Here is a 26,715-nt window from a genome sequence, read left to right as displayed (position 1 = left end):
GCAAGTTCCGAGAGGTCCGAAGTTTCGATGAGCCCGACCGGCTGGCCGATGATGGTTACGGCGATCGTTCTCGCGGTCGCCGCACCGATCGGCACATATCTGCTGTGGAACCGCATCCGCGGACCGCGCCCCATGCGCGCCGCGGGGCGACTGTCGATGATCGGCGTGAGTCAGGTCATGGCGATCCTGCTGTGCGGTGTGGTTGTCAACAACTACTACGGGCTCTACGCGTCCTGGGACGACTTGCTCGGCGACACCGGCAGCCCGGGCGTGATCATCCACCAGAACACGGTGGCCGCCGGCACCCCGATCGACGGCGGCGACCTGACCGACGGCCGGGCCCAGGGCGGCCGCGGCCAGGTGGTGCCGCGCGTGCGGCCGGCGGGCCCGGCGCAGGACTTCAAGAAGTACGGCGACGACGCGCTGGTGACCAGCTTCACCGGGCCCAAGTCGGGCCTGGGCGGCACGAACGACGTGATGGTCTGGACGCCGCCGCAGTACAACGACCCGGCGTATGCGAACACCGACTTCCCGGTCGTCCTGCTGTTCCCCGGCTACCCGGGCACCCCGCAGACCTGGTTCGGCAACATGGCGGGCCAGAAGGAGCTGGGCACGCTCGTCCAGCAGCACGCCGCCACCCCGTTCGTGCTGGTCGCGGTGAACATCTCGCCGGTCAAGGGCGTGAACACCGACTGCACCGACATCCCCGGCGGTCCGCAGGTGGCGACCTTCATCACCGACGACATCCGGACCATGATCGAGCGTACCTTCCGGGTCACCACCGACCGTTCCGGCTGGGGCATGATGGGCTACTCCGAGGGCGGCCTGTGCGCCGGCAAGCTGCTGGTGCAGTACCCGCAGCTGTTCAGCGCCGCGGTGCAGATGAGCGGCGACGTGCGGCCCGGCGGCTATGTGTCCAAGTACGGTCCGGCCTTCGCCAACCAGAACTCCACGCTGTGGATCCTGCAGAACCACAAGCCCAACCCGCCGGTGGCACTGCTGGCCGCGGCCTCGGCCGAGGACGCGCACGGCTCCGTGCTCTCCGACGCGCTCTCGCTGCAGCAGGTGGCACCGGGCGTGGTGGACGTGCTGAAGAAGGACCACGGCTCGCACAACACCGAGGTGTGGAAGCAGTGGCTGCCGCAGGCCTACGGTTGGCTGAGCCAGCACCTGGAGCAGGTGCGCCCGCAGTCCTGACGCGCTCCGCAGTCCTGATGTGCTCCGCGGTCCGGCTCCAGCCGCCGCGGATCGCCGCGGATCGCCGCTGGTCGGCCCGCGGCGGCGGGCCCGTCGCCTGCCAGCCGCCGTCCGGCTAATTCCGGCCGGTAGTGTGCCGACTATGAGTCAAGGCAGCGGGAACGGACACGGTACCGGCAGCAGTTTCACTGAACGTTTCGTCGGAGCGGTGACCCGGCGGCGCGGACACGAGCAGTTGCCGGCGGCCACGGCGGACCAGAAACTGCTGGACCACGCCTACGGCAAGGACTGGAAGGACGAGGACCCCTGGCGGGTCCTGCGCATCCAGGGCGAGTTCGTGGAGGGGTTCGACTCGCTGGCCCGCACCGGTCCGGCCATCACCGTGTTCGGCTCGGCCCGCACCCCGACCGGCAGCCCCGAGTACCTGGTCGGCGAGCAGATCGGCCGCGGCCTGGCCACGGCCGGCTGGACCGTCATCACCGGCGGCGGCCCGGGGGCCATGGAGGCGGCGAACAAGGGCGCCATCGACGCCGGCGGCCGGTCCATCGGGCTGGGCATCGAGCTGCCCTTCGAGCAGTCCCTGAACAGCTACATCGACCAGGGCATCAACTTCCGGTACTTCTTCGTCCGCAAGACCATGTTCGTGAAGTATTCGCAGGGCTTCGTGGTCCTGCCCGGCGGCTTCGGCACCATGGACGAGCTCTTCGAGGCCCTGACCCTGGTCCAGACGCACAAGGTGACGTCGTTCCCGGTGGTGCTGGTCGGCCGGGCCTTCTGGGGCGGGCTGGTGGACTGGATCCGCGACGTCATGGTCCCGGCGGGCAAGATCGCCGCGGCCGACCTGGACCTGATCCACCTGGTCGACGACCCGGACGAGGCGGTCACGATCATGGGGAAGCCGGGGGACCGCTAGTCCGCTCCCGCTCCCGTTCGCCGGCGGCTAGGCCAGCCCCCGCTTGGCCACCGCCGGCTCCCGGAGTCCCTGGATCGCCGAGACCATGTCCAGCACCTGCCGGGTCTCGGCCACCTCGTGCACCCGGTAGACCCGGGCGCCGAGCCAGGCCGACACCGCGGTGGTGGCGAGCGTCCCGGTCAGGCGTTCCTTCACTGGCCGGTCCAGCGTCTCGCCGACGAAGTCCTTGTTCGACAGCGACACCAGCACCGGCCATCCGGTCGCGGTCATCTCCGTCAGGCGTCGCGTCGCCTCCAGGGAGTGGCGGGTGTTCTTGCCGAAGTCGTGGCCGGGGTCGATCAGGATGCGGTCGCGCGGGACGCCCAGGCCCGCCGCGCGCTCGGCCTCGCCGTGGACCGTGCGCTCCAGGATGTCGGCCATGACGTCCGCGTAGCCGATGCGGTGCGGGCGGGTGCGCGGTTCGACGCCGCCGGCGTGCGTGCACACCAGCGCCACCGCGTGCCGGGCCGCGACCTCCGCCAGGCGCGGGTCCCAGCCGCCCCAGGCGTCGTTCAGCACGTCTGCGCCCTCGGCGCACACCGCGTCCCCGACCTCGGCGCGCCAGGTGTCCACGGAGATGACCGCTTCGGGGAACCGCTTGCGGACCTCGGCGACGAAGGGCACCACGCGGCGCATCTCCTCGGCCGGGTCCACGGTGTCGCCGGGGCCGGCCTTCACGCCGCCGATGTCCACCAGGTCAGCGCCCTCGCTCAAGGCCCGCTCCACGCGGTCCAGCGCGGCGGCGTCGGTGAAGGTGGCGCCCTTGTCGTAGAACGAGTCCGGGGTGCGGTTCACGATCGCCATCACGAGCCGCTGGTCGGGGCCGTATTCGTACGGTCCCAGGCGCAGCGTGCCCTGCGGGACGGGGGCTGTCGCCCCGGTGCTCCCGGTGGTGCCGCCCGGGGTGCCGTCCGCGTTCGATGACATGGAGATCAGCCTAACGGCGACGGCGCGGCGCCGGGCGTGGCACGATGTGGCCGTGCTGTACTTTCAGTTTCTGGTCGTCGCGGCGGTGTTCGGTGCGATCGCGTGGGTGGCCGCCGGCCGCGGCGGGGGTCTGGACGACCCGCGCCAGGACCGGCCCGAGCCCGCGCTGGCCGACGACCGGCAACTGGGCCGCGGGGACATCGACAGTGCCCGCTTCGCCGTCGGATGGCGCGGCTACCGCATGGACCAGGTCGACCGGCTGCTGGACCGGCTCGCCCTCGAGATCGACCACCGGGACCGGCTGATCGCCGACCTGACCCGCCCGGCGGGCGCCCACTTCGGCGAGGCCGGCGTCGGCTACGAGCCGGTGCCCCGGGCCCAGGACGCGGTGCCCGGCGCCGAGGGTTCCGGCGGCCTGGGAGAGGCCGGCGGCGCGACCACCGCGACCGCCGTTGTACAGCCCGGATTCGGCCCCGGCGTGGGCGTGTCGCCCGGCCAGGCCGAGACCGCCGCCCCGGCCGATCAGGACCCTGTGGAGGGCAACCCGCTGTCGTCCTGGTACCGCCGTCCGGAGAACGACCAGTAGGGTCTTCATTTCTTCAGCTCGCGCAGAACGGCCGGCCCCTGTCAGGGACCGGCCGTTCTCGGCGTTTCGGCGGCCGGTGTCAGCGGCCGATGAAGGTGGGCTTCTCCTTGGCGAGGAACGCCCGCACCGCGTTGCGGTGGTCCTCGGTGGCCGCGCACGCGTCCTGCAGGTCGGCCTCCAGCTCCAGGGTCTCCTCGAACGAGTGCGTCAGTCCGAACCCGACCGCCTGCTTGATCGCCGCGTAGGCTGCGGTAGGCCCGGCGGCCATCTTCGCCGCCAGCTCGCCGACCGCCGCGTCCAGTTCCTCGGCCGGCACCACACGGTGCACCAGCCCCAGCTCGGCAGCCTGCTCGACGCCGATGGTCTCCGGCAGCATCAGCAGCTCCAGCGCCTTGGCCGGGCCGACCAGCCGCGGCAGCGTCCAGGAGCCGCCGGAGTCGGCGGTCAGGCCGATGTTGGCGAAGGCCAGGTTGAAGGCCGCCTTGTCGGAGGCGATCCGCAGGTCGGCGGCGAAGGCCAGGGCCGCGCCGGCGCCGGCCGCCACGCCGTTGACCGCGGCGATCACCGGCTTGGGCGCCGAGGTCAGGGCCCGCAGCAGCGGGTTGTAGTGCTCCCGCACGGTGTTCGCCAGGCCGTTGCCGGCTTCCAGGGACGCCGCGTGCTCCCGCAGATCCTGTCCGACGCAGAAGGCGCGCCCGGTGGCGCGCAGCACGATCACGCGAACGGAGTCGTCCTCGGCCGCCGCCGTCGCCGCGTCGCGCAGCGCCGCCTTGGTCGCACTGTCGAGCGAGTTCAGCGCGTCCGGACGATTCAGGGTGATGGTGCCGACACCCTCGGTGACGTCGTAGACAACGTTGTCGGACATAGGGGGTCCCACTCTCCGCCTTATCGGCTTCCAGGCATGTACCAGTGTTGGTCGCGTCCGGTAGAACTGTTTGCAGACTCTGACGAAGCTACTCAGTCGGGCCTCCCGCGGCGACACCGGAACCCATTCCGGCTGCGTGCGGGATAATGGATTGGTTGAGAGCTGGCTCCTAGGAAGGGGAACGAGCATGGCGGCGATGAAGCCGCGGACGGGTGACGGCCCGCTTGAGGTGACCAAAGAGGGACGCGGCATCGTGATGCGGGTCCCGCTGGAGGGCGGCGGCCGGCTCGTGGTGGAGCTGTCGGCGGAGGAGGCCGCCGCGCTCGGCGAGGCGATCAAGGGCGTCGTCGGTTAGTCCGGCGCGGTCTCAATCGCCACCCCATTCGTCCCACCAGTGACGTCTGGCCCCCGAACGGCCGGGGTCCGGCGTCCTCCAACCCACGTGTTCCTTCTCACTTCCGCACCCGGCCGGACCGGCACCCCACCCCGGTCAGAGCGTCCGTGTCGGGTCGGACGCCACCGCCGGCTCCACGGCCTGCCCGCGGGGGCGGAGCCGCGGTCGGCTCCGGTCTGTCGTCAGGAGCCCGAGGCCTGTGCTCAGGAGCGCTTAACCGCGCACAGCAGCCCGTCCCCGGTGGGCAGCAGCGCCGGCAGCAGCCGGGTGTCCTCGGCGACCTGGCGGTGCAGGTACCGCAGCGCCGAGGTGCGCGCGTCCCGGATCGAGGGGTCGACCACGCGGTCCTGGCCCAGCGCCCCGTCGAAGGCCACCAGCCCGCCGGGCCGCAGCAGCCGCAGCGCCTCCTCGTAACCCGCGAGGTGATCGGTGCCGGGCCCGCCGCAGAACACCATGTCGTAGCCGCCGTCGGCCAGGCGCGGCAGCACCGAGCCGGAGGCCCCGCCGATCACCCGGGTGCGGCTCGCGGCGAAGCCGGCGTCGGCGAAGGCCCGCCGGGCCGCCTGCGAACCCTGAGTGTCCTCGTCCACCGTGGTCAGCACCCCGTCCGGGCGCATGCCGCGCAGCAGGTATATCCCCGACACGCCGGCGCCGGTGCCGACGTCGACGACCGCCCGGGCCCCGAGTGTGGCGGCCATCAGTCGCAGCGCCGCGCCGGTGCCGGGCTCGACCGGGACGATGCCCAGCCGCCGCGCCTCGCGGCGCGCGGAGACCAGGACGTCGTCCTCGGCGACGTACCCCTCCGCATACGCCAGGCTGGCGTGCCGGTGACTGGGGATGACGGCCTCCGAGGGTCGCGGGTCCCGGAGCCGGGTCGGCCGGGATCTGGTCGGTTGGTTGCTACTGGGCATCAAGAGCGTAGCCACCCGGCCGCGCGCATACCACGTCGGACTGTCATCCGAACAGATAGAGCGTGGGCGAGCGCTTATAAGACGCGAGCCGGCGATGCACGGTTCGGCGGGCGGTCCCGGAGCGGGACGCGCTGGTACCGCAGCACGTGGCACGGGCCTGATCGGCGCCTCTGATCGCTGTAAGCGGACACCGAGAGGGAACTGCCCTCTCGGGAACTTCACCCCGGTGACCGGCCGTTCTGCCCTCGACAGTGGCTCACGGTCTGGAGAGCCGGGAGATCTTAGACCGATCTCAGGTTCCTTTCAGCCTTTAGCAGCGAGGCAGGCGTCTATGGTGATGAGTGCGGTACTGGAAATAGGAGGTGGGGACGTCGTGGCTGACGCCAACAGCGCCCGCAATCCTGGAGCCGTCCCGGTCAACACCATTGGACCGCGGATAGATCTCGGGGAACTTCGTCGTCGGCGTGCGGCCCGCAAGGCCGCCCTGGATAAGAGCCGCCGGGGGGCGGAGGCGATCCCCGATACCGCGATGCCGGCGGAGACCGCCGCGCCGAGCGCCGGGGAGATACAGACACAGACCCAGCCCCTGGACGCCGCGGCCGTCGGCTGGGAGCCGCCGAGCTGGGACGAGATCGTCCGGACCCATTCGCAGCGGGTGTACCGGCTGGCCTACCGCCTGACCGGCAACCAGCACGACGCCGAGGACCTCACGCAGGAGGTCTTCATCCGGGTGTTCCGCTCGCTGTCCAGCTACCAGCCCGGCACCTTCGAGGGCTGGCTGCACCGCATCACCACGAACCTGTTCCTGGACATGGTGCGTCGCCGGGCCCGCATCCGCTTCGACTCCCTGGGCGAGGACGCCGACGACCGGCTGCCCGGGCGCGAGCCGTCGCCGGAGCGGATCTTCGCGGACTCGCACATGGACGCCGACATCGAGGCCGCGCTGGCCGCCCTGGCCCCGGAGTTCCGGGCCGCCGTGGTGCTGTGCGACATCGAGGGGTTGTCCTACGAGGAGATCGCGGCCACCCTCGATGTGAAGCTCGGCACGGTGCGCTCGCGGATCCACCGCGGCCGCTCGCAGCTGCGTGCGGCCCTGGAGCACCGGGCCCCGGGAGCGGCGGCGAACGCGAGTGGAAAGGAGGGCCGCCGGTGACCAGGCATCTCGGAGACCGCCTGACCGCCCTGATCGACGGCGAACTGGACCACGGCACCAGGGAGCGCATGCTCGGCCACCTCGCCCAGTGCGGGGACTGCCGGGCCGAGGCCGACGCCGAGCGGCAGGTGAAGTCGCGCCTGAGCACGATGTCCGCCCCGCAGGTCCCGGTGGAGCTGATGCTCGGGCTGCTGAGCCTGGACGCCAACCGGGGTACCGCCTCCTCGGCGGCGTCCGGCGGCGCGCCCGGTGGCGGCAGCGGATCGTCGGCGGCCGGCTCCGGCGCCGGTCCGTCCCCGTTCTCCTTCCAGACCGTGCCGATCCGCCCGCCGGCGGCTCCGGCGTCCGGCCGCCCCACGGCCGGACGCTCCCCGGTGCGCCCGCAGCGGCTGCGGGCCGCGGCGATCGGCGCGGTGTCCCTGGCGGCCCTGGGGACCGGCGTATGGCTGGTCGGCGACTTCAGCGCCAGCGCCAGTCCCTCGCACGCCCCGGCGAACCCGGCGCCGGCCCAGGTCGTCAACTACGGACCGGCCCACTGAGACCGCGGCCCCACCGCGATCACGGACCCCCTCTTGACGTCGAGGCTCGGCATTGCCGAGCCTTGACGCGTAAAGGATCGACCGACATCAACCCTCCGGGGGTCCGGCTTCCGCCCGGACGGGAGTTACGCTAGCGCGTAGCGCCGGAAAGCCGCCGGCCGCGCCCGCCAGAGCAGGAGCCCGTCACCGTGCCGTTTCTCGACATCAGCCCGCTGGAGCTGATCGCGCTGCTGGCCCTGGCCGTCATGCTGTTCGGCCCGGATAAGCTGCCCGGCGCGGTACAGGGCCTGGCACGCACCCTGCGGCAGTTCCGCGAGTTCACCCGCAACGCCCAGAACGACCTGAAGAAGGAACTGGGTCCGGAATTCCAGGACCTGGAGCTGACCGACCTGCATCCCAAGAACTTCGTGCGCAAGCACGTGCTCGGACCTGAAGACGGCGACTTCCGCGAGATCAGGGACATCACCGACTCGCTCAACGGCGAGATACGCGGTGCGGCGGAGGGTGCCCGACGGCCCCTCGCCGCCGACGACGCGACCCCGGACGATGCCCTCTACCGGGCCCCCGCCCCGCGCCTGGCCGCGGGCGAGCGCCCGCCGTTTGACGCGGATGCGACGTGAGGTTCCATGAGCAGCACCATCTCAACTGAAGATTTCTCCAACCCACCCGGCCCGGCCTCGCAGCCGGGCTCTGTGGCGCCGGTCGCCGATGGCGCGGCCGGCGCGGGCGGCGCGGACTGCGCTGCGAACCCCGCCGAGGCCGCCGGTTCCCGGGGTACCGACCGGCGCGGCGGGCGCACCGCCGACCCGGACGACTTCGTCCCGGGCCCGCCGGTCGCCTCCATCTCCGCCGCCGCCCTGGCCGCCTCCGAACCCGACGCCTGGCCCGGCCAGCGCACCGCGGTGCCCTGGTACGGCCTGGACGAGGCCTGGGCCGGCGACCGCTGGCTGGGCTCGATCATGCTCGGCCCCGACGGGGTCGCCGAGTACGGCACCCTGGGCCACGGCGACCATCCGGCCCGCCGCCCCGACGACCTGTCCCCCCGCCGCTTCTGCGGCGTGGTGACGATGGCCCGCCTGGACCGCAGATCCGGCGGCGGCGCGACCATCCTGGAGCCGACGACGCTGTCTACCCTGGCCGCCGTGGCGGGCCTGGGCCTGCTGTCGGACGCCTGGCCCTGGGGCGTGGACAAGGACCTGCGCGGCGACTGGCTGCACCAGCAGACCGAGCTGGCCTACGAGGTCGCCGAGAACCTGGACGACGCCCCCTGGCGCGCGGTGCAGCTCCCGGTCGACAGCAAGCCCACCCGCTTCCGCTACCGCGAGAGCGAGTACGGCTGGGTCCTGGCCGCGGAGCTGCGCGAGTGCTGGCTCGGCGCCTATGGCCGCGGCGTGACGGCCTACGGCCTGGGCTTCGAACAGGTCACGCTGGACGCCTGGGAGGCGTACGAGGCGCTGCCGCGCTGACAGCGGCGCCGGATCCGGCGGGCGATCGGCGGCACCCGGCATTCGCCCGGGTCCGCGTGCCCGCGAGCCCGCAAGTCTTCGCGTCCTCGTGCAGGCGGGGACGACCACGAGGGGCAGACGTGACGATCCTTTCCATGCTCCTGGCCGCGACCGGCATCGGCATCGGCCACGCGATCCTGCCCGACCACTGGATGCCGCTGGCCCTGCTGGCCCGCACCCGCCGCTACCCGTTCCGCCGCGTGGCGCGCTTAGCGCTGGCCGCCGCGGTGATGCACGTGCTGGTGTCGGTGTTGTTCGGTGTGGCGTTGGCGGCGGTCGGGCTGCGCCTGCGCGAAACGGTGGCGCGGCACGCGGACCTGGCGGTCGGCGGAGTGCTCGTGGCGACGGCGGTGGTGCTGGTGGTGCTGGAGGCCGTGGGGCGCGGGCACCGGCACGATCACGGGGAGCGGGATGCCGGCTCTGGTCACGACCATGGTCATGCCGATGGCGCCGCGAACCCTGAGGAAACGGCCGTCGCCGCACCGCTGCCGGCTCAACCAGGACGCCGGACAGGCCATGCCCTCGCCGTGCTCGAACGGCCGGCCGCTGCTCCCGCTTCCGGCCATCGGCGCCGCGCCATCCTGACCTTTCTGGGTCCCTTCGGGGCGGCCGCCAGCCCGGACCTGACGATCCTGCCGCTCTTCCTCACCGCCGGCACCCTCGGCGTCGGCGTGGCACTGGGCGTCCTGGCCGCCTTCGCTCTCGCCACCGTCGCCGTCATGGTCGGCCTCACCCTGGCCGCCGCGTCCGGAGCCCGCCGCCTGACCGCGCCCTGGATCGAGGAGCGCGCCACCTTCCTGACCGCCGCCACGCTTCTGGTCATCGGCGTGCTCGTGGTCAGCGGTGTCCTCTGAACATGCCGCCCATCGCGGGCTCCGTCTCCAGGTCCGTGATCAGGCATCCGCAGTCCGGGTGCGGCGGCCGCTCGTACCGGGTCTGCGCGCCGAACGGCGGCACCATCTCCAAGACCGCGTTCACCGTCGGCGGCGGGTCGCCCTCGACGAAGGCCAGGACGTGCAGCACCGCCTGGACGGCCAGGAGCGAGGCCAGCGTGACGTCGCAGGCGCGGTCCTCAGCCGCCGGCACCGCGTCCACGCCGCCGAAGGGCACCATCGCCCGCGGCCAGCCCGGGTCGCGCGCCGTGCGGTACAGGTCGCGGCAGCGCAGGCACGAGGTGCGTCCCGGCTGGACGAACGGTCCGAGCACGCCGGTGGTCTCGTGTACTTCGGCCGACACATGCGGCACACCGTCGGACTGCAGCGAGGCGGCCAGAGCCGGGTAGCCGTCGGCGATCGGGGCCAGGACCGCGACGTCGGGGCGCTGGCGGTTGGCCGGCAGCGAGGTGCGGGTCGATGGCGCCGAGGCCCGGATCAGGGCCCGGACGAGGTCTTGGCGGCGGGGCGGGGGAGAGGCGAGGTCGATGGTGTTCGGCGAGGTCGTCGGTGATGCCGCGGGCCTGGCCTCGGTAGTCTCGGCAGCCCCAGCAGTGGCAGCCCTGGCAGCGGTAGCCCCGGCGGCGGCAGTCGCCGCGGCCGCCCGCTTGCGCCGCGGCCCCGGAACCTCCCGCTCGCCCCGGTGACTCAACCCCCGTGGATTCTTGAAGCCGGCCGGCGCCGCGTCCGCGGGCCGCGCGCGCCCGCTGTCGATCGGCACCACGCACCCGATCCCGGCCGCGGCCAGCAGGTGCGCGATCGATGCCCCGACGCGTCCGCATCCGTACACGGCGATCACCGCGGTGCGCCGCCGCGTCATCGCCCGCACCGCACCGCCCGGGACCAGGTAGCCCAGGGCCAGCGCGGCCAGATCCGGGGCGAGCCGGTCGGTCTCGGAGATGTCGAGCGCGCGCAGCGCCGGTCCCGGGTCGTAGCCGGCATCGTCGAGGAATCCGGCCCGGGCCAGCATGTCGAGCAGGGTCGTCGCCTGCGCTCCGGACAGCCCGATCTCCTCGGCCAGGGTCAGCAGGCCGGAGATGTCCCGGTTCCCGTCCAGCGCGCCGACGAAAGCCGTCGCGGCCGGGCCCAGCCCGTTCAGCAGCAGCGACCTGCCCGGTGTCACCCCGATCTGCAGCGCGCCGCCGGGCCGCCACAGCCGCCGCAACCCCGCCTTCAGAACCGGACGCACGCCCTGGCCTCCCGCCGTGTCAGCCCCAGCACCCCGCCGCCGTTCTCACCTGCTGCTCCCCACCCTGCGGCACCCGCCGCAGTCCCCGCACCTGTCAGCTCTCCGATTCACCCGTACGGCGGCCGGAGGACCGGCCGCCGCCTTCCCGTGCCGGATCTCAGGCCTTGCCCAGGATCCGGTTGAGCTTGGTCCCGCAGGTCGGGCAGATGCCCTGCGCCATCCGCCGGCCCGAGTCGCTGACCTTCACCTGGCCGGTGAAGTTCTTCTTCTCCTTGCACTTCACGCAGTAGGCGTCCCCGGTGTACGACTCCGCCATGGTTTGTCACTACCTTCCGTACTTGAGGCTATACGTACCTTTCACCCCGAACGCGGAACACCATACGGCAGCGCCGGGCCCAAACCGCACCGCTACGCTGACGCCATGCCTGAGTCGCGTGAATATCCGCTCTTGACCGTCCGCCGCACGTCGGATGGTGTGTTGACCGTGACGTTGGACGACCCGGACCGGCGCAACGCGATGACCGCGCCGATGACGGAGTCGTGGGAGCGGCTTATGCGGGAAATCGGGCAGGACGAGGAAGTTCGCTGTGTCGTGGTGACCGGTGCCGGCTCCGCGTTCTGCGCCGGCGGCGATCTGGGCTGGATCGGTGCCGAGCCGGGCGCGCCTGTGGAAAAACTCCGCGACAAGATGCTGCCCTTCTACCGGATCTGGCTGAGCCTGCGGGATCTGCCGGTGCCGACGATCGCCGCCGTGAACGGCCCGGCGGTGGGGGCGGGCGCGTGCCTGGCCCTGGCCTGTGACCTGCGCTACGCGGTGGACACCGCGAAGTTCGCGGTGCCGTTCACCAAGCTCGGCATGCATCCGGGGATGGCCGCGACCTGGCTGCTGCCGGAGGTCGTGGGGATGGCCAACGCGCGTGAGCTGCTTTACACGAACCGTGCTGTGAATGGTGCGGAAGCCGTCGCGCTCGGTATCTACAACAGGGTGTTCCCTGCCGGGGACTTCCCTGGGGAGATCGAGCGGATCGCCTCGGACGTGGCCGCCGGCGCGCCGATCGCCGTGAAGCTCACCAAGCAGGCCCTGATCGGCGCCGGTCACGAGTCCTTTGAGGCGGCGCTGCGCTGGGAGGCGCTGGCTCAGCCGATCACGATGGCGACCGAGGACCTCCAGGAGGGGCTCGCTGCCCGGCGCGAGCGCCGTGCACCCCGCTTTACCGGCCGCTGATCGCCCACCCGTCTCCCACCGCCACCCGTTGAGGAGGCGCTACGCGCCGCAGGTTGAATTGTTTGTGTTAGGCAACCCACAGGAAGACACACCCTGTGGATAACTCTGTGGAAAACCTGTGCACGGCATGTGGACAATCGGATTTGCGCCGATCCCGACGCCCCGGGATGTCATTTCGGTAACGCCATAGGGGGGTGGCACACGCTAGGGTCCCTTGCCGTGGGACTCGACGAAGCCCCCCACCAGGGCGGTCAGATCGAGGTGCGGCGAAGCAACCGGCGGCGTCGCACCGTCTCTGCGTACCGGGACGGCGACAAGACTGTGGTGCTGATCCCAGCGCAGATGACGCGCGCTGAGGAAAAGCAGTGGGTCGACAAGATGCTCGCCCGCCTCGCCGGCCAGGAGCGCAAACGCAGGCCGGACGACGAGGAACTGTCCCGCCGGGCCCGTGACCTGTCGATGCGCTATTTCCACGGCCGCGCGCAGCCCGCCAGTGTCCGCTGGGTCGCCAACCAGCAGACCCGCTGGGGGTCCTGCACCCCTGTGGACGGCACCATCCGCATCTCCGACCGGGTGCGCGGCATGCCGGAGTACGTGCTGGACTACGTCCTGCTGCACGAGCTCGCACACCTGCTGGTGCCCAGCCACGGGCCGCGGTTCTGGGAGCTGATGAGCGTGTATCCGAAGACGGAGCGCGCCCGCGGTTTTCTGGAAGGGTTCGCCAGCGCCGGCGGCGGGGTGGCATCGGACGACGCGGACTAAGACACGCCGAGGCCCGGCGACGCGCCGACGATGAATATCGCCGTCGCGAGCCGGGCCAGGCCGGATCGGGTCAGGTCAGGTCGCGGTCCGCGCTACTCCTTCGGCTTGTCCTCGCCGCTCTCGCCGCTCTTGCCGGAGTCGGAGTCGGAACCCTTGCCGTCGTCGTCCTTGGCGTTGTCCACAGGGCCGTTGTCCACAGCCCCGTCGCTCTTCCCGGTCTCGCCGCCGCCCAGCAGCTCGTCCAGCCCGGAGAAGTCGAACTCCAGCCCGTCCTCGGCGTCCCGGCCGTGCACGAACCCGTCGGGGTCGTCCAGGTCGGCCGAGGTCGGCAGCAGGTCCGGGTGCGACCACACCGCGTCGCGACCGTCCAGTCCGCGCGCGTCGGCCAGCGAGGCCCACAGGCGCGAGGCGTCGCGCAGCCGCCGCGGGCGCAGCTCCAGGCCCACCAGGGCCGAGAAGGTCTGCTCGGCCGGGCCGCCGGCCGCGCGCCGCCGCCGCAGGGTCTCCCGCAGCGCGTCCGCCGCCGACATCTGCGGCGAGGCCGCAGCGTGCACCACCGCGTCCACCCAGCCCTCGGCCAGCGCGAGCAGCGTCTCCAGGCGGGCCAGGGCCGCCTTCTGGGCCGGGGAGTCCACCGGCTGGAACAGGCCGCCGCCGCCCAGCATGTTCTCCAGCTGCGAGGGGTCCAGGTTGGTCAGGTCCATCTGCTCGGCCTGCTGGGCCAGCTCGCTGAACTTGGAGGCGTCGACCGTGATGCCGCGCGCGTACTCCTCGACCGCGCCGAGCAGGCGGGGCTTGAGCCACGGCACGTGCGAGAACAGCCGCTGGTAGGCGGCCTCGCGCAGGGCCAGGTAGAGGCGGACCTGCTCGATGTCGATCTCCAGGCCCTCGGCGAAGACGTCCACGTTCGCCGGCAGCAGCACCGCCTTGCCCTCCGGGCCCAGCGGCAGCCCGATGTCGCTGCCGGAGACCACCTCGCCGGCCAGCGAGGCCAGGGCCTGGCCGACCTGGGAGCCGAACATCGCGGTGCCCATCTGCTTCATCATGCCGCCGAGCGGGTTCTGGCCGCCGCCCCCGGCCGCTCCGCCGAACAGGTTGCCCAGCATGTCGCCCATGCCCGGGGGCAGGCCGGCCGCCTCCGGGTTCTCCGGCATGCCCAGCTCGCCCACCGCGCCGCCGACGGCGTCGCCCATCGCCGAGGTGATGCGCTCGGCGACCGGCTCGACCAGCTGTTTCCAGACCGGCAGGGTCTCCTCGATCCACTGCGCGCGGGACCACACGCGGGTGCCCGCGGTACCGGCCGGCAGCGAGGTGACCTGGTCCAGCCAGTGCTCGGCGAGCTGCACGGCACCGTCGTAGGTGCGCTGCTCGCCGTCGGTCGGCGAGGGGTCGGGTCCGGCGGAGGCCACGGCGTTGCGCGCCATGGTCTTGGCCAGGTCCCAGTTGACCGCGCCGTCGCCGCCGCCGCTCATCAGGGCCTGGATCTGGCTGAACACCATCTGCAGCATCTGCGGGTCCGGCATGCCCGGGATGTTCGACCCCGGGGACTGCGCCCCGGTTCCGCCGAACATCTGCTGGAACATGGCCCCCAGCGGATCAACGGGGCCGTCCGGGCGCTTACCCTGGTTCTGCGACTCGTCGCCGTCCGACGGGTTGTGATCTTCGGGGTTCTTGTTCACGGCGGGTGACCTCACGGACGACGGGGAAGAAGGATCGGTTTACAGCGCGGAGACTGACTTCCTCTACACATCTAACGTAACCACAGGAGAGCCTCAGTGAGTTCCTCGCCGGACCGCAAGCGCCCCGGCCGCACCAGCAAGCCCACCATCGCCGTCACCGGCGCGGCCGCCCGGCTGGGCGAGGCACTGACCGGCAAGCTCGCGTTCGGCGGCGAAGTGCGCCGGGTGGTGGGCCTGGACGCCGAGCGCGGTGCCGCCCCGGCGACCTGGCGGTTGGGCGAGGTCACGGACCCCCAACTGGCCGAACGGCTGTCCGGGGTGGACACGCTGGTGCACCTGGCCGTGGACTCCGACCTGAACTCCGAGCCGCGCGAGCGCACCGCGCGCAACGTCCGCGCCGCCCAGACCGCGATCACCGCCGCGGCCGCCGCCGGCGTGCACCACGTGGTGCTGCTGTCCACGGCGATGGTCTATGGCGCGCTGCCGGACAACCCGCTGCCGCTGGAGGACGACGCGCCGCTGCGCGCCACCCCCGACGGCACCCTGGTCGGCGACCTGTTGGAGATCGAGCGGCTGGCGGCGATCGCGCCGCGCGCGCACCCCGGGCTGACCATTACGGTCCTGCGCCCGGCGGCCATAGTGGGTCCGGGCGTGGACACCTATCTGACGCGGCACTTCGAGGCGCCGCGCCTGCTGGTGGTGCGCGGCTCGAAGCCGGTCTGGCAGTTCTGCCACATCGACGACCTGCTGTCCGCCCTGGAGTACGCGGCCCTGGGGAAGGTGAGCGGGATCGTCCCGGTCGCCTCCGACGGCTGGCTCACGCAGGACGAAGTGGAGGAGCTCTCCGGGATGCGCCGGATGGAGCTCCCAGAGGGCTTGGCCATCGGCGCCGCGGAGCGGCTGCACAGGCTGCACCTCACTCCGGCTCCGGCCAGCGACCTCCAGTACGTGATGCACCCTTGGGCAGTCTCGAATAAGAAGCTCCGCGAGGCCGGGTGGGAACCTGGTTTCACGAATGAGGAAGCGTTCGCCCAGCTTCTGGAGGACATCGACGGCCACCACGCCGCGCTGGCCCGGCGCCTGGGCAAGAAGGACGCCGCGGCCGGACTCGGCGCGGCCGGCGCCACGGTCGCGCTGGTCGGCACCGCGGCCCTGGTGCGGCGGGCACGGCGCAAGCGCCGTGGGGGAGGATCGGTCTAGTGATCGAAGAGAAGGAAAAGGAACAGGTGACGACGGGACACCCGGCCGTCAGGACGGCCATCCACACGGACGTCCGCGAGGAGCCGCTGTCCGTCGACGAGGTCGTCGCGGCGGTCACGCACCCGGCCGCCGGCGGCATCGCGCTGTTCATCGGCGTCGTGCGCGACCACGACCACGGCCGGTCCGTCACCGCTTTGGACTACAGCGCGCATCCTTCGGCTGCGGAACTGCTGGCGACGGTCGCCGAGGACGTCGCCGCGGCGCACCCGGACGTGGTCGCGCTCTCGGCGGTCCACAGGGTGGGCGCGCTGACCGTCGGCGACCTCGCGGTCGTGGTCGGCGCCTCGGCGCCGCACCGGGCCGAGGCGTTCGCGGCGTGCCGCGCCTTCATCGACACCCTCAAGGCGCAGGTGCCGATCTGGAAGCGCGAGGAGTTCGCGGACGGCGACCACGAATGGGTCGGCTGCTAGCTTCACTGCGTGTGACGGAATAGTGCGTTAAAGTCACGGTGTGCTGTCGATCCTGGCTTGGTGGGCGATCCCCGTCGGCGCCGTGGTGCTGGCCGCGGCGGTGTCCGCATTGGCCCGTCATGTGCGGCGGCCCAGTGACGACGACACCATCCACGCCTATCGGCGCTTCCGAGAGGCGATCTCCAATGACGACCCGATCGCGGCCGAAGCCGCACCTCCGGCGTAGGTCTCAGCGCCGCTTCAGACTGCAACAGATAGCATCTGTGGAATGCAGCGCCGTGCCCTCACCCTGAGTCTGTCCGGAACGACGGTCGCCCTGCTCACGGCCTCGGCGTTTCTGATCCCGACGCCGTACGCGGAGATGTCGCCGGGTCCGACGTACGACACCCTGGGCAGCTACTCGACGGATTCCGGGCAGCCGGTCAAGCCGGTGATCGACATCACCGGCACCCAGACGTACCCGCACACCAGCGGCGGGCAGCTGCGCATGGTCACCGTCGAGGTGTCCCGGGCGGACTACAAGCCGAACAGCGTCGAGGTGCTCTCCGGCTGGCTGTCCAGCGACAAGATCGTGGTCCCGCGCACGGTCATCTACCCCGAGGGCCAGACCGCGCAGGAGGCGACCCAGCAGAACACCGCCATGTTCGACGACTCCGAGGACCAGGCGATCACCGCGGCGCTGACCTCCCAGGGGATCAAGCCGCTGCGGACCGAGGTGGTCGTCGACTCGGTGACCCCGGGCAGCCCGGCGGACGGCAAGCTGCAGCCGCAGGACGTCATCGACGCCGTGGACGGCACGGCGCTGGTGAACCCCGACGATGTGCACACGCTGATCCAGAAGCACAAGCCGGGCGACACGGTGGTCTTCACCGTGACCCGGGCCGGCAAGCAGCAGCAGGTCTCGGTGGTGACCACGCAGTCGCACGACAGCGGGCCCTCCCGGGCGCTGGTGGGCTTCCTGCCGGGCACCCAGAACGTCTTCCCGTTCGATGTGAAGATCCAGCTGGACAACGTCGGCGGCCCCAGCGCCGGCATGATGTTCGCGCTCGGGATCATCGACGAGCTGTCGCAGCAGGACATCACCGGCGGCCTGAAGATCGCCGGGACCGGCACCATCGACTCCACCGGCAAGGTCGGCCCGATCGGCGGCGTGCAGATGAAGACGCTGGCCGCCAAGCGGGACGGCGCGACCGTCTTCCTGACGCCCGCCGACAACTGCGCGGACGCCGCCAAGAACGCCCCGAGCGGGCTGCGGCTGGTGAAGGTGAGCACGCTGAACGACGCGCTGACCGCGCTGAAGACGCTGCGGGCCGGCGGGGCGCCGCAGGGATGCAGCTGACCTGCTGAGCTAAGGCCTGAAAGACAGGGCGCAGCCGGATCGACCGGCTGCGCCCTGTTTCTGTCTCGTCCCGTCTCCGCTTGTCCTGTGTTTGGCAGGCCCGGCGGATCCGCCGCCCGCCTACTCCTCGAAGGTCTCCAGCAGCGCCGTCGCCAGGTTCGGCACCAGGTCCGGCCCGGACAGCACCTCCATGTCCGAGTCCTTCGAGTGCAGCCGGATCGCGGCCTGACGCGTCCCGTCCCGCAGCACTGCGACCGCCATGCGCACGTCTTGGCGCTCCGGGTGCTTGGCCACCCAGCGCTCCAGCGCGGCGCCCTCCAGGTCCTTCGGGATCTGCGCCTCCGCGCTCGGCGGGAGCATCTGCGACTCGATGACCAGGGCGCAGCCCTCGACCGCGGCCGGCCAGACCATCTTGCCCAGCATCTCGTCCAGCGGCTGGTTCAGGGCCAGGCCGTCCTGCTCGATCGAGGTGAGCGTAGGGATGCCGCCGGTCTCCGCCGCCTCGTCGGTCAGGCCCAGGGCCGCGGCCATCCGGGGCTGGGTGACCAGCAGTTCGGCGGTGGGGACCAGGGCGAACATGCGCGGCCGCTGGTTCCAGCCGTCGGCGGCGACGTGCTGCTCGATCTCGACGACGGACTGCATCAGGGCGACGCTGGCGACAGAGCTCATGGCGCCATTCTCCCCCGGCGCGCCGGTGCTGCCGACCGGGCGCCCTCCGGGGCGTTCTCCGGCCGTTCTCCGGCCGTTCCATATGACGAACGCACCCCACGGTGGCCGCCGCCCTGCGCGGCCCGCAGCGTACGCTGAGGCCGTGGCGTTCGAGATGCCGGACTTCGGCGGGGAAGACAGGGACGCCGGGGGTGGGCGTCGGGTGGCGTTCGGCGTCCCGCCGCGACGCACCAGGGTGCTGGCCATCACGATCATGATCATGGCGGCGCTGGTCGCCGTCTTCCTGGTCTTCGACGGCGTCTACACCTCCTACCTGTGGTACCACTCCGTCGGCGCGGGGCCGGTGTACCGCACCCGGACCATCACGCAGATGGTGCTCTTCCTGGTCTTCGGCGCGCTGATGGCACTGATCGTCGGCGCCAACATGTGGCTGGCCCACCGCTTCCGGCCGCCGCTGACCGGGGTGTCCCTGGAGCAGCAGGCGCTGGACCGCTACCGCATGGGTCTGGCGCCGTTCCTGCCCTGGCTCCTGGCTGGGACGTCGGTCCTGTTCGGCATCGCGGCCGGCGCCTCCTCCGCGGGAGCCTGGCGCACCTACCTCATGTGGGCCGACGGCGTCCCGTTCGGCACCGAGGACCCCCAGTTCCACAAGGACATAGGCTTCTACGTCTTCACGCTGCCCTGGCTGCGCCACATCCAGGGCTTCCTGGTCGCCGCGGTGCTGCTGAGCCTGCTCGCCGCGCTGTTCACGCACTACCTGTTCGCCGGCTTCGCCCTCACCCCGCCGGCCGGGGCCGGTCACGGGCACGTCCTGGGCTCCCGGGCCACCCGCGCCGCACAGGTGCACATCTCGATCCTGCTCGGCTGCCTGGTCCTGGTGAAGGCCTACGCCTACTGGCTCGACCGGTACTCGCTCACCGTGGACCCCTCCAAGATCACCAGCGGCTGGGCCGGCCCGACGTACAAGGACGTGCACGCGGTCCTGCCGGCCAAGTCGATCCTGCTGGTGATCGCCGTCCTGTGCGCCCTGCTGTTCTTCGGCAACGCCGTCCGCCTGCTCGTCCGGGCCGCGGTTCCGGACTTCGACCGGGGCGGCCACGCCTGGGCCCTGCCGGCGCTCGGGGTCTCGCTGATGGTGCTGGCCTCGGTGGTGATAGGCGGGGTCTACCCGCTGGCGGTCCAGCAGCTCAAGGTGGACCCGAGCCAGGCCTCGAAGGAGGCGCCGTACATCCAGCGGAACATCGACGCCACGCGCGCCGCCTACGGCCTGGACGACAGCCAGGTGGAAACCCGCTCGTACCCCGCCCAGACCAGCGTCGCGAAGAACCAGCTGGCCACCGACACCGGGACGGTCGCCCACATCCCGGTCATGGACCCCTCGGTGGTCTCGGAGGACTTCGACGAGCAGCAGGCGGGGCCGAACAGCGCCTACTACGGTTTCCCGAACACCTTGGCCGTGGACCGTTACCAGGTCGGCAGCAAGACCCAGGGCGCCCTGGTCGGGGTCCGGGGCCTCAAGCCCGCCGGCACCCTGGCCTCCCCGGACAACTGGGCCGACGAACACCTGAAGTACACCCACGGCTATGGCGTCGTGGCCGCCAAGGACAACGCCACGGCGCTCAACGGCTCGCCGGACTACATCGAGCAGAGCATTCGGTCCACCGGCGCCTTCGGCCAGTATCAGCAGCGGGTCTACTTCGGTCCAGGCCTGCCGGACTACTCGATCGTCGGCGGGCCGGCGAACACCGCTCCCGCCGAGTTCGACTTCCCCGACGACGCCACGCCGACGGAGCAGCAGAGCACGACCTACGCGGGCCACGGCGGCGTGCCGGTCGGCTCCCTCCTGAACAAGCTCCTGTACGCGGTGAAGTTCCACGAGCCGAAGATCCTGCTGTCCAACGGGGTGAACAAGGACTCGCGGATCATGTACGACCGCGACCCCGGGCAGCGCGTGCGCGAGGTGGCGCCGTGGCTGACCGTCGACGGCAACGCCTATCCGGCGGTCGTGGACGGCCGCGTCCTGTGGGTGGTGGACGGCTACACGACCACGTCGGCCTATCCGTACTCGACGACGACGCAGCTGGGCGGCAAGGTCAACTACGTCCGCGACGCGGTGAAGGCCACCGTGGACGCCTACGACGGCACCGTGACGCTCTACGCCTGGGACGAGACCGACCCCATCCTGAAGACCTGGATGAAGGCCTTTCCCGGCACGGTGAAGCCGCGCGCGGCGATCAGCTCCGACCTGCTGGCGCACCTGCGTTACCCGCAGGACCTGTTCAACGCACAGCGCGACATGCTCGGCCGTTACCACGTGACGAACGCCAAGGAGTTCTCCGCCGGCACGTCGTTCTGGACCGTCCCGGCCGATCCGACGACGGACACCCCTGAGGGGCAGTCCGAGCAGCCGCAGCCGCCGTCCTACCTGACGCTCCAGATGCCCGGCCAGCAGGCACCCGCTTTCTCGCTCACCTCGACTCTGACCTCGGGCAGCGGCGGCAACCCGGCGGCGTTCATGGCCGTGGACTCCGAACCCGGCCCGGATTACGGGAAGATCAGAGTCCTCGAACTTCCCGCCGACACCAAGGTGCCGAGCCCAGCACAGGTCCAGAGCACCTTGCGCACCACCTACGCCGACCTGCTGAACACCCCGAAGACCGTCGAGGGCAGCCTGCTGACGCTGCCGGTCGGCGGCGGCCTGCTGTACGTCGAGCCGGTGTACGTGCCGCCGACCGCGCAGGCGGAGTACCCGGTCTTGAAGGGCGTGATGGTGGCCTTCGGGGACAACAAGGCCTTCGAGCCCACCCTGCAGCTGGCCCTCGACGCGCTCTTCCCCGGTGGATCCGGCGCCAAGACCGGCGAGAACGCCTTGCCGGCCGGCGTCCCCACCTCGCTCCCGCCCCCGGGCAGCCTGGTCGCCGACCAGCTGAGGCAGGCGCTCGCCGACGCGTCCGCGGCGCAGGACAAGGCCGTCAAGGCCCTGAACCAGTCGCCCCCGGACTGGACTGCCTTCGGCGTGGCCGAGACCCAGGCCCAGGAGGCCCTGAAGCGGGCGCAGGACATCGCGAAGAACCTCCCGGGCACGCCGTGAGACGCGGGTGATCCGCGGGTCGCCCGGATCGCCGCTCCTCGATTTGCTCTTGCGGCACCGCACGGGTTACCTTTAGTTCACCGACGCGGGGTGGAGCAGCTCGGTAGCTCGCTGGGCTCATAACCCAGAGGTCGCAGGTTCAAATCCTGTCCCCGCTACTAGGGAAAGGGCCCGGTTCTTCGGAACCGGGCCCTTTCGCGTGCCCCGGGTGCGCCACCGACCGGCCGGACCTCGCCGACATCATCCTGACCAGCGCGATCCCCTCCGCGCGACGGACTATTCACTCGGGTTATACCTCCGGTGTATAGTCCTTCCCGTGAGCGTCCCCCTGACCCTGCTGGGCCTGCTGGCCCGAGGCCAGCCGACCCATGGCTACGACCTCAAGCGCGATTACGACAGCCACTTCGCCAACGGCAAGCCGCTGCCCTACGGCCAGGTCTACTCGACCCTCGGCCGGCTGGCGCGGGACGGGAAGGTCGTCGGCGGCGAGGCGGAACCGGGGGACGGGCCCGACCGCAAGCGCTACGCGATCACCGATCTGGGGCGCGGCGAGGTGATGGACTGGCTCTCGCAGACCGTGGAGCCCGAGCCGCACCTGCAGACCGTGCTCTTCTCGAAGGTCGTGCTGGCGCTGATGCTCGGCGAGGACGCCGAGGGCTACCTCGACGCCCAGCGGGCCGCCCACCTCAAGCGCATGCGCGAGCTCACCGAGATCAAGCGGACCGGGGCGACGGTCGACGCGCTGCTGGCCGACTACGGACTGTTCCACCTCGAAGCCGATCTGCGCTGGATCGAGCTGACCTCCGCCAGGCTGACCACCCTGGCCCGCGTGGTGACCGACGACCGGAAGCAACTGGGGGAAACGCGATGAGCGAGTACATCCTGGAGGCGCGCGACGTGCACCGCGCCTTCGGCCAGACACAGGCGCTGCGCGGGGCGAGTGTGGCCGTGGAGCGCGGGGAGATCCTGGCGGTCATGGGGCCGTCAGGATCCGGGAAGTCGACGCTGTTGCATTGCCTGGCCGGCATCTACACGCCGAACCAGGGCGAGGTGTGGTTCGACCGGGCGCGGGTCGACACCCTGAACGAGGCCAAGCGCACCGAGCTGCGGCGCGACGCCTTCGGCTTCGTGTTCCAGTTCGGCCAGCTGGTGCCGGAGCTGACCGCGCTGGACAACGTCGCGCTGCCGCTGCTGCTGGCCAAGAAGCCGCGCCGGCAGGCGTACGCGCAGGCCGCGCCGTGGCTGGAGCGCCTAGGTCTGGAAGAGCACGGCGACCACCGCAGCGGCGAGCTGTCCGGCGGCCAGGCGCAGCGGGTCGCGCTGGCCCGCGCGCTGGTGCACAAGCCGCGGGTGCTCTTCGCCGACGAGCCGACCGGCGCGTTGGACACCCTGACCGGCGAGACCGTGATGAACCTGCTGGTCGGTGCGGCGCGCGACGAGGGGACCACTGTCGTGCTGGTCACCCACGACGCCCGGGTGGCCGCCTACGCCGACCGCGAGATCGTCGTGCGCGACGGCCGCGCGGTCACCACCCCGAGCTCGGCGGTGGCCTGACCATGATCCGCTTGGGGATGCGCCTGACGCTGCGCGGCGGGCGGGAGGCGGCAATCCGCCTGGTCGTGACGTCGCTCGCGGTGGCGGTCGGGGTCGCCGTCATGCTCGGTGTCTTCAGTCTGTTCAACGCCTACCAGGGCACGACGAACCGGCAGTGCTGGGAGTGCTCGCCGACCACGACGGCCGCCGTCGGCCCGAACGGCACCGCCCCGGCCGCCGCGCGGCCCGGGGCACGGGGCGATCAAGGGCTGCCGGCCGGCATGAAGGCCGACGGCACCATCGACCTGGCCGCCGCGAAGCAGGCCGGCGCCAAGGAACTGTGGAACTTCTCCCAGGACTTCTATCAGGGCACGGAGCTCCGCCGCCTCGACGTCGCGGCGCTCACCGCCGACGCCCCGACCCTGCCCGGCATGTCCTCGGTGCCCTCGCCCGGCGAGTACTACGTCTCCCCGGCGCTGGCTCACCTGCTCGCGACCGTCCCGTCCGACGAACTCGGCGACCGCTTCCCCGGCCACCAGGTCGGCGTGATCCCGCGGGCCGCCCTCTACAGCCCGGACGAGCTGGCCATCGTCATCGGCCACACGCCGGACGAGCTGGCCGGCCGCCAGGCCACCGAGCCGATCACCGCGATGTCGACCGCCAAGGAGGTGAAGGGCACCACCACCATCTACCGGTTCGCCTTCGCCTTCGGCACCGTCGCCCTGCTGCTCCCGATCGTCATCATGGTCGGCACCGCCACTCGGCTGTCTGCCGCCCGCCGCGAGGAGCGTTACGCCGCGATGCGCCTGGTCGGAGCGACGCCGCGGCAGGTCTCCGCGGTCGCCTCGGTCGAGTCGTTCGTCGGCGCGGCCCTGGGCTCGGTCCTCGGGATCGGCGTCTACCTGGCGGCCAGTTCGCAGGTGGCGAAGGTGAACGTCACCGGGACCCGGTTCTTCCCGGCCGAGGTCTCCCCGGGACTGCTCGGGTATCTCGGGGTCCTGATCCTGGTGCCGGCGCTGGCCGCGCTGGCCGCCGTGCGCTCGCTGCGCCGGGTGCGGTACGACCCGCTGGCCGTCGCCCGCAAGGCCACGCCGAAGCCGCCGACCGTGAAGCGGCTGATCCCGCTGCTGCTCGGCGCGGCGCTGTTCGTGGTCGCCGTGAGCATCCCGGCCAACGACAACGCCGACGGCGTGGTCTACCCCTCCTTGATCCTCACCATGTGGGGCGTGGTCTTCGCCGGCCCCTGGGTCACCATGTGGGCCTCCCGGCTGCTGGCCCGCATCGGCGGCGGCGCGGCCACGACGCTGGCCGCCCGCCGGCTGGCCGACGACCCGCGGGCGACGTTCCGCACCGTCGCCGGTGTCACCGTGGCCGTCTTCGTCGGGACGGCGGTCGCCGGGGTCCTGCCCACCGCGGTCGCGGCCCAGACCTCCGGGCAGCGGGCACCGCTCACGGACGTGCTGCGCTTCCGCTACGACATGAGCGCGGTGGCCGGAAGCGGCGGCCTCACCCCCGCCCAGGCCGCCAGCACGCTGCACGACCTGCGGGCCCTGCCCGGCGTCACCCCGATCCCGATCTACGTCGGCGCCGACACCTCGGGCTGGAGCCCGGGCGGCGGCACCCCGCCGCCGATCGGCTGGACGCCGCCGGCGGAGTACGTGAGCTGCGCGGATGCCGCGGCGCTCCCGGCCCTCGGCACGTGCGCGCCGGGACAGAGTGTCTCGGTGATCGCCGGTGACGAGCTCTTCATCGACAACCCTCTGATGCTGCACCTGCCGGTGATGGGCTACAGCGACATCGACCGCGTCTCCGGCAGCGGCACGGCGGGTACGGCCCCGGCCGGTGTCGATCTGACGCGGCTGAACGTCACGACCCTGATGGTCGCCGCCTCGAACCCCGCGACCTTGGAGCGCGCCCGGACCTACCTGGACCTGCACGCCCCGGTCCTGATCGGCCTGGGCAGCCCGGACCAGTGGTCCACCAACGCCGCCGGGCCGATGACCTTCGGCGAGGTCGCCGCGGTCCGCAACGAGCAGCTCCGGGCGGCCCAGCAGATGATCATGTTCGTGGTCGGCCTGACCCTGTTCGTGGCCGGCTGCGGCCTCGCCGTGGCCACCGCCGGCAGCCTGGTCGAGCGCAAGCGCCCGTTCACCTTGCTGCGGCTGTCCGGCACCCAGCTCGCGGTCCTGCGCCGCGTGGTGTTCCTGGAGTCGGCGCTGCCCCTGGTCGCGGTCTCGGCGATGGCCGGCCTGGCCGCCTACGGCATGGCGCTTATCGCGGTGCGCACGCTGGCCAAGGGCGTCTCGATGTCCTTCCCGCTGGCCACCTACTCGGTGAGCGTTTCCGTGGTGGTCGTCGCGGCCCTGGCCGTGATCCTCGGCTCGATGACCTTCCTGAACCGTATGACGCGCTCGGAGTACGCGCGTTTCGAGTAACGGGGGAGGAGACGGCCGGGCAGACATCTGGTGTCTGCCCGGCCGTCTCTGCGTGCTGCTATGTTGACCGCCATGCCGTCCGGGACCAAAGGCGTTGCCATAGCCGTCCTTGTTGCAGCCGCTCTGACCACGGCAGCGTGTGGTGGTGGTTCGGCCAAGAAGGCCGCGCCGCCGCCATCCCCGATGCAGACTGCGACGACGACGATGCCGCCGACGGCGCCGACGGCGACCTCCAGCACCGCCCCGGCCGGCGCCCTGACAGCGGCCCAGCTCGGCAAGCTACTGCTCACCAGCCAGGACGCCGCCGGCTTCACCTACGACGCCTCCCAGGACGGCACCTCCGTTACGAGCACCCAGGACGTCGTGACCACCGGCGGCAGCGCCTGCCAGACCTTCGTGGACGCCCAGGAGGCCCTGTCCACGAAGTACGGCACGACCGCCGAGGTCGACCGCCAGCTGACCAAGGCGAACGACAGCCACGTCGTCGAATCCTCGGTGATGGCCTTCCCGTCCGCGGCGAAGGCCGCGGCGATGGTCTCCGACCTGACCGTGGGCCTCAAGGGGTGCAAGAACCTGGCGGTGAACCAGAACGGCAGCGCAGTGACCATGGCGCCCAGCGTGATCCCCGAACTGGTCAAGAGCGGCCAGGCCGGCTACATCGACTACATGACCGCCGCCGGCAACACCGAGCTGATGGCCGCCGACCTGGTCCAGGTCGGCACGGTGGTCTCGGTGGTCGCCTTCCTCGGCCCGGTGACGAACGATCCCGCGGCGTTGCAGCAGATGGGCGGCACGCAGCTCGCGCACCTGTCGGATGTGCAGGTCGGGCGGTTGAAGGCGGCGCAGGGCCTGAGCTGATCGGTTCCGCACGCCTTGTTGGAACCGGTGTCGGATTCACCACCGGCGGCACCCCGGAGTTCGGCGTCCGATGCGAACAGAAATCAAAATTGTTGACACCTTCAAACAGGCCGCTGGCATACCTTGTGGTCAGAGGCGCCAAGGCCTGCTGACCACGACGCGGGCGACGCGTCGAAGAGTTAGAGCCCTGAATCGTCCTGGTTGCAACTGGGTAACGGATGGCTTCCGGCCTGTTACGGAATCTTGACAGTACCGGCTCGGCCGAGTGTGATGTGCGACACCTGTTCGTTCATGTTCGATCCTG

The 26,715-nt window shown here is 71.5% G+C and carries 27 protein-coding genes and 1 tRNA gene; 21 read left to right on the top strand and 7 right to left on the bottom strand.

Translation table 11 applies throughout. The annotated features are described in order from the left end of the window. Window positions 1–27: 27 nt before the first annotated feature. Both ABH926_RS01820 and ABH926_RS01815 read left to right on the top strand, forming a co-directional pair. Window positions 28–1,197 (top strand): alpha/beta hydrolase, encoded by a 1,170-nt coding sequence (locus ABH926_RS01820; protein WP_370363452.1) that lies wholly within the window; start codon window positions 28–30, stop codon window positions 1,195–1,197. Window positions 1,198–1,339: 142 nt separating this feature from the next. Then, window positions 1,340–2,110 carry a TIGR00730 family Rossman fold protein gene (locus tag ABH926_RS01815; protein ID WP_370363451.1) on the top strand — a complete coding sequence of 257 codons (771 nt, stop codon included), beginning with the start codon at window positions 1,340–1,342 and terminating at the stop codon, window positions 2,108–2,110. Window positions 2,111–2,137: 27 nt separating this feature from the next. On the opposite strand, the gene folP is transcribed toward ABH926_RS01815, so the two are convergent. After that, window positions 2,138–2,953: a dihydropteroate synthase gene (gene folP / locus ABH926_RS01810; RefSeq protein ID WP_370363812.1), complete on the bottom strand. Its 816-nt coding sequence runs from the start codon at window positions 2,951–2,953 to the stop codon at window positions 2,138–2,140. Window positions 2,954–3,128: 175 nt separating this feature from the next. Here folP and ABH926_RS01805 point away from each other — a divergent pair, with 175 nt between their 5' ends. Beyond that, on the top strand, window positions 3,129–3,662 hold the full coding sequence (locus ABH926_RS01805) for a DivIVA domain-containing protein (protein WP_370363450.1): 534 nt from the start codon (window positions 3,129–3,131) through the stop codon (window positions 3,660–3,662). 79 nt (window positions 3,663–3,741) lie between these two features. Here ABH926_RS01805 and ABH926_RS01800 read toward each other — a convergent pair whose 3' ends face one another. Further along, on the bottom strand, window positions 3,742–4,527 hold the full coding sequence (locus tag ABH926_RS01800; protein WP_370363449.1) for an enoyl-CoA hydratase-related protein: 786 nt from the start codon (window positions 4,525–4,527) through the stop codon (window positions 3,742–3,744). A 187-nt stretch (window positions 4,528–4,714) separates the two neighbouring features. On the opposite strand from ABH926_RS01800, the gene ABH926_RS01795 reads away from it, so the two are divergent. After that, window positions 4,715–4,882 carry a DUF3117 domain-containing protein gene (locus ABH926_RS01795; RefSeq protein WP_015796491.1) on the top strand — a complete coding sequence of 56 codons (168 nt, stop codon included), beginning with the start codon at window positions 4,715–4,717 and terminating at the stop codon, window positions 4,880–4,882. Window positions 4,883–5,124: 242 nt separating this feature from the next. Here ABH926_RS01795 and ABH926_RS01790 read toward each other — a convergent pair whose 3' ends face one another. After that, on the bottom strand, window positions 5,125–5,832 hold the full coding sequence (locus ABH926_RS01790) for an O-methyltransferase (protein ID WP_370363448.1): 708 nt from the start codon (window positions 5,830–5,832) through the stop codon (window positions 5,125–5,127). Between the two features lie 529 nt (window positions 5,833–6,361). Between ABH926_RS01790 and sigE the strand changes: the two genes are divergently transcribed. From sigE to ABH926_RS01765, 5 genes are all read left to right on the top strand, one after another. After that, window positions 6,362–6,985, top strand: a complete 624-nt coding sequence (gene sigE / locus ABH926_RS01785) for an RNA polymerase sigma factor SigE (protein WP_370363810.1) — start codon at window positions 6,362–6,364, stop codon at window positions 6,983–6,985. Beyond that, window positions 6,982–7,524, top strand: a complete 543-nt coding sequence (locus ABH926_RS01780) for an anti-sigma factor (RefSeq protein WP_370363447.1) — start codon at window positions 6,982–6,984, stop codon at window positions 7,522–7,524. The genes sigE and ABH926_RS01780 overlap by 4 nt, the downstream gene beginning before the upstream one ends. Window positions 7,525–7,712: 188 nt before the next feature. Continuing rightward, on the top strand, window positions 7,713–8,144 hold the full coding sequence (locus tag ABH926_RS01775) for a sec-independent translocase (protein ID WP_370363446.1): 432 nt from the start codon (window positions 7,713–7,715) through the stop codon (window positions 8,142–8,144). Window positions 8,145–8,150: 6 nt separating this feature from the next. Next, on the top strand, window positions 8,151–8,990 hold the full coding sequence (locus tag ABH926_RS01770; RefSeq protein WP_370363445.1) for a hypothetical protein: 840 nt from the start codon (window positions 8,151–8,153) through the stop codon (window positions 8,988–8,990). A 119-nt stretch (window positions 8,991–9,109) separates the two neighbouring features. Beyond that, window positions 9,110–9,883, top strand: a complete 774-nt coding sequence (locus ABH926_RS01765; protein ID WP_370363444.1) for a hypothetical protein — start codon at window positions 9,110–9,112, stop codon at window positions 9,881–9,883. Here the strand turns inward: ABH926_RS01765 and ABH926_RS01760 are convergent. Beyond that, complete coding sequence (locus tag ABH926_RS01760) at window positions 9,867–11,150, bottom strand: hypothetical protein (RefSeq protein ID WP_370363443.1); 1,284 nt, start codon at window positions 11,148–11,150, stop codon at window positions 9,867–9,869. The two genes, ABH926_RS01765 and ABH926_RS01760, sit on opposite strands and share 17 nt — an antisense overlap. Before the next feature lie 157 nt (window positions 11,151–11,307). Next, complete coding sequence (locus ABH926_RS01755; RefSeq protein ID WP_370337876.1) at window positions 11,308–11,466, bottom strand: DUF5679 domain-containing protein; 159 nt, start codon at window positions 11,464–11,466, stop codon at window positions 11,308–11,310. A 105-nt stretch (window positions 11,467–11,571) separates the two neighbouring features. Here ABH926_RS01755 and ABH926_RS01750 point away from each other — a divergent pair, with 105 nt between their 5' ends. Together ABH926_RS01750 and ABH926_RS01745 are read left to right on the top strand one after the other, a co-directional pair. Next, entirely contained in the window at window positions 11,572–12,375 is an 804-nt protein-coding gene (locus ABH926_RS01750; protein WP_370363442.1) for an enoyl-CoA hydratase/isomerase family protein, read from the top strand. A gap of 219 nt (window positions 12,376–12,594) precedes the next feature. Next, a complete protein-coding gene (locus ABH926_RS01745) occupies window positions 12,595–13,137 on the top strand; it encodes a M48 family metallopeptidase (RefSeq protein ID WP_370363441.1) in 543 nt (180 codons plus the stop codon). A gap of 92 nt (window positions 13,138–13,229) precedes the next feature. Here the strand turns inward: ABH926_RS01745 and ABH926_RS01740 are convergent, their stop codons facing one another. After that, window positions 13,230–14,816 carry a zinc-dependent metalloprotease gene (locus ABH926_RS01740; RefSeq protein ID WP_370363440.1) on the bottom strand — a complete coding sequence of 529 codons (1,587 nt, stop codon included), beginning with the start codon at window positions 14,814–14,816 and terminating at the stop codon, window positions 13,230–13,232. A 96-nt stretch (window positions 14,817–14,912) separates the two neighbouring features. On the opposite strand from ABH926_RS01740, the gene ABH926_RS01735 reads away from it, so the two are divergent. From ABH926_RS01735 to ABH926_RS01720, 4 genes are read left to right on the top strand one after another with little or no spacing between them, the layout of a single operon-like run. Next, on the top strand, window positions 14,913–16,016 hold the full coding sequence (locus tag ABH926_RS01735) for an NAD-dependent epimerase/dehydratase family protein (RefSeq protein WP_370363439.1): 1,104 nt from the start codon (window positions 14,913–14,915) through the stop codon (window positions 16,014–16,016). Between the two features lie 26 nt (window positions 16,017–16,042). Further along, a complete protein-coding gene (locus tag ABH926_RS01730) occupies window positions 16,043–16,486 on the top strand; it encodes a molybdenum cofactor biosynthesis protein MoaE (RefSeq protein WP_370363438.1) in 444 nt (147 codons plus the stop codon). Window positions 16,487–16,526: 40 nt separating this feature from the next. Further along, window positions 16,527–16,712, top strand: a complete 186-nt coding sequence (locus ABH926_RS01725; RefSeq protein WP_370363437.1) for a hypothetical protein — start codon at window positions 16,527–16,529, stop codon at window positions 16,710–16,712. A gap of 42 nt (window positions 16,713–16,754) precedes the next feature. Continuing rightward, window positions 16,755–17,825 (top strand): PDZ domain-containing protein, encoded by a 1,071-nt coding sequence (locus ABH926_RS01720; protein ID WP_370363436.1) that lies wholly within the window; start codon window positions 16,755–16,757, stop codon window positions 17,823–17,825. A gap of 120 nt (window positions 17,826–17,945) precedes the next feature. Here the strand turns inward: ABH926_RS01720 and ABH926_RS01715 are convergent, their stop codons facing one another. Continuing rightward, window positions 17,946–18,494, bottom strand: a complete 549-nt coding sequence (locus ABH926_RS01715; protein ID WP_370363435.1) for a PPA1309 family protein — start codon at window positions 18,492–18,494, stop codon at window positions 17,946–17,948. Window positions 18,495–18,636: 142 nt separating this feature from the next. Between ABH926_RS01715 and ABH926_RS01710 the strand changes: the two genes are divergently transcribed. From ABH926_RS01710 to ABH926_RS01685, 6 genes are all read left to right on the top strand, one after another. Further along, a complete protein-coding gene (locus tag ABH926_RS01710) occupies window positions 18,637–21,585 on the top strand; it encodes a UPF0182 family protein (RefSeq protein ID WP_370363434.1) in 2,949 nt (982 codons plus the stop codon). A gap of 84 nt (window positions 21,586–21,669) precedes the next feature. Further along, a tRNA-Met gene (locus tag ABH926_RS01705) sits at window positions 21,670–21,743 on the top strand. A gap of 158 nt (window positions 21,744–21,901) precedes the next feature. Further along, complete coding sequence (locus ABH926_RS01700) at window positions 21,902–22,456, top strand: PadR family transcriptional regulator (RefSeq protein WP_370363433.1); 555 nt, start codon at window positions 21,902–21,904, stop codon at window positions 22,454–22,456. Continuing rightward, window positions 22,453–23,139: an ABC transporter ATP-binding protein gene (locus tag ABH926_RS01695; protein WP_370363432.1), complete on the top strand. Its 687-nt coding sequence runs from the start codon at window positions 22,453–22,455 to the stop codon at window positions 23,137–23,139. Before ABH926_RS01700 ends, ABH926_RS01695 begins: the two co-directional genes overlap by 4 nt. 2 nt (window positions 23,140–23,141) lie before the next feature. Then, the gene (locus ABH926_RS01690; RefSeq protein ID WP_370363431.1) at window positions 23,142–25,553 is read left to right on the top strand and encodes an FtsX-like permease family protein; all 2,412 of its coding nucleotides are present in this window, start codon (window positions 23,142–23,144) and stop codon (window positions 25,551–25,553) included. 72 nt (window positions 25,554–25,625) lie between these two features. Continuing rightward, on the top strand, window positions 25,626–26,411 hold the full coding sequence (locus ABH926_RS01685) for a sensor domain-containing protein (RefSeq protein WP_370363430.1): 786 nt from the start codon (window positions 25,626–25,628) through the stop codon (window positions 26,409–26,411). Window positions 26,412–26,715: the final 304 nt, after the last annotated feature.

It is taken from the genome of Catenulispora sp. GP43, from assembly GCF_041260665.1.
GTDB lineage: Bacteria > Actinomycetota > Actinomycetes > Streptomycetales > Catenulisporaceae > Catenulispora.
Note: the sequence above shows the minus strand (reverse complement) of the source record. Positions and strands in the feature narration are given on the sequence as shown.

What these genes read in the sequence shown, in the direction of transcription:
- ABH926_RS01795 (WP_015796491.1), top strand. Translation starts at nt 4,715, where the DNA reads ATGGCGGCGATGAAGCCGCGGACGGGTGACGGCCCGCTTGAGGTGACC.
- ABH926_RS01770 (WP_370363445.1), top strand. Translation starts at nt 8,151, where the DNA reads ATGAGCAGCACCATCTCAACTGAAGATTTCTCCAACCCACCCGGCCCG.
- ABH926_RS01720 (WP_370363436.1), top strand. Translation starts at nt 16,755, where the DNA reads ATGCAGCGCCGTGCCCTCACCCTGAGTCTGTCCGGAACGACGGTCGCC.
- ABH926_RS01790 (WP_370363448.1), bottom strand. Translation starts at nt 5,832, where the DNA reads ATGCCCAGTAGCAACCAACCGACCAGATCCCGGCCGACCCGGCTCCGG.
- ABH926_RS01750 (WP_370363442.1), top strand. Translation starts at nt 11,572, where the DNA reads ATGCCTGAGTCGCGTGAATATCCGCTCTTGACCGTCCGCCGCACGTCG.
- sigE (WP_370363810.1), top strand. Translation starts at nt 6,362, where the DNA reads ATGCCGGCGGAGACCGCCGCGCCGAGCGCCGGGGAGATACAGACACAG.
- ABH926_RS01685 (WP_370363430.1), top strand. Translation starts at nt 25,626, where the DNA reads ATGCCGTCCGGGACCAAAGGCGTTGCCATAGCCGTCCTTGTTGCAGCC.
- ABH926_RS01695 (WP_370363432.1), top strand. Translation starts at nt 22,453, where the DNA reads ATGAGCGAGTACATCCTGGAGGCGCGCGACGTGCACCGCGCCTTCGGC.
- ABH926_RS01800 (WP_370363449.1), bottom strand. Translation starts at nt 4,527, where the DNA reads ATGTCCGACAACGTTGTCTACGACGTCACCGAGGGTGTCGGCACCATC.
- ABH926_RS01715 (WP_370363435.1), bottom strand. Translation starts at nt 18,494, where the DNA reads ATGAGCTCTGTCGCCAGCGTCGCCCTGATGCAGTCCGTCGTCGAGATC.
- ABH926_RS01690 (WP_370363431.1), top strand. Translation starts at nt 23,142, where the DNA reads ATGATCCGCTTGGGGATGCGCCTGACGCTGCGCGGCGGGCGGGAGGCG.
- ABH926_RS01820 (WP_370363452.1), top strand. Translation starts at nt 28, where the DNA reads ATGAGCCCGACCGGCTGGCCGATGATGGTTACGGCGATCGTTCTCGCG.
- ABH926_RS01815 (WP_370363451.1), top strand. Translation starts at nt 1,340, where the DNA reads ATGAGTCAAGGCAGCGGGAACGGACACGGTACCGGCAGCAGTTTCACT.
- folP (WP_370363812.1), bottom strand. Translation starts at nt 2,953, where the DNA reads ATGGCGATCGTGAACCGCACCCCGGACTCGTTCTACGACAAGGGCGCC.
- ABH926_RS01755 (WP_370337876.1), bottom strand. Translation starts at nt 11,466, where the DNA reads ATGGCGGAGTCGTACACCGGGGACGCCTACTGCGTGAAGTGCAAGGAG.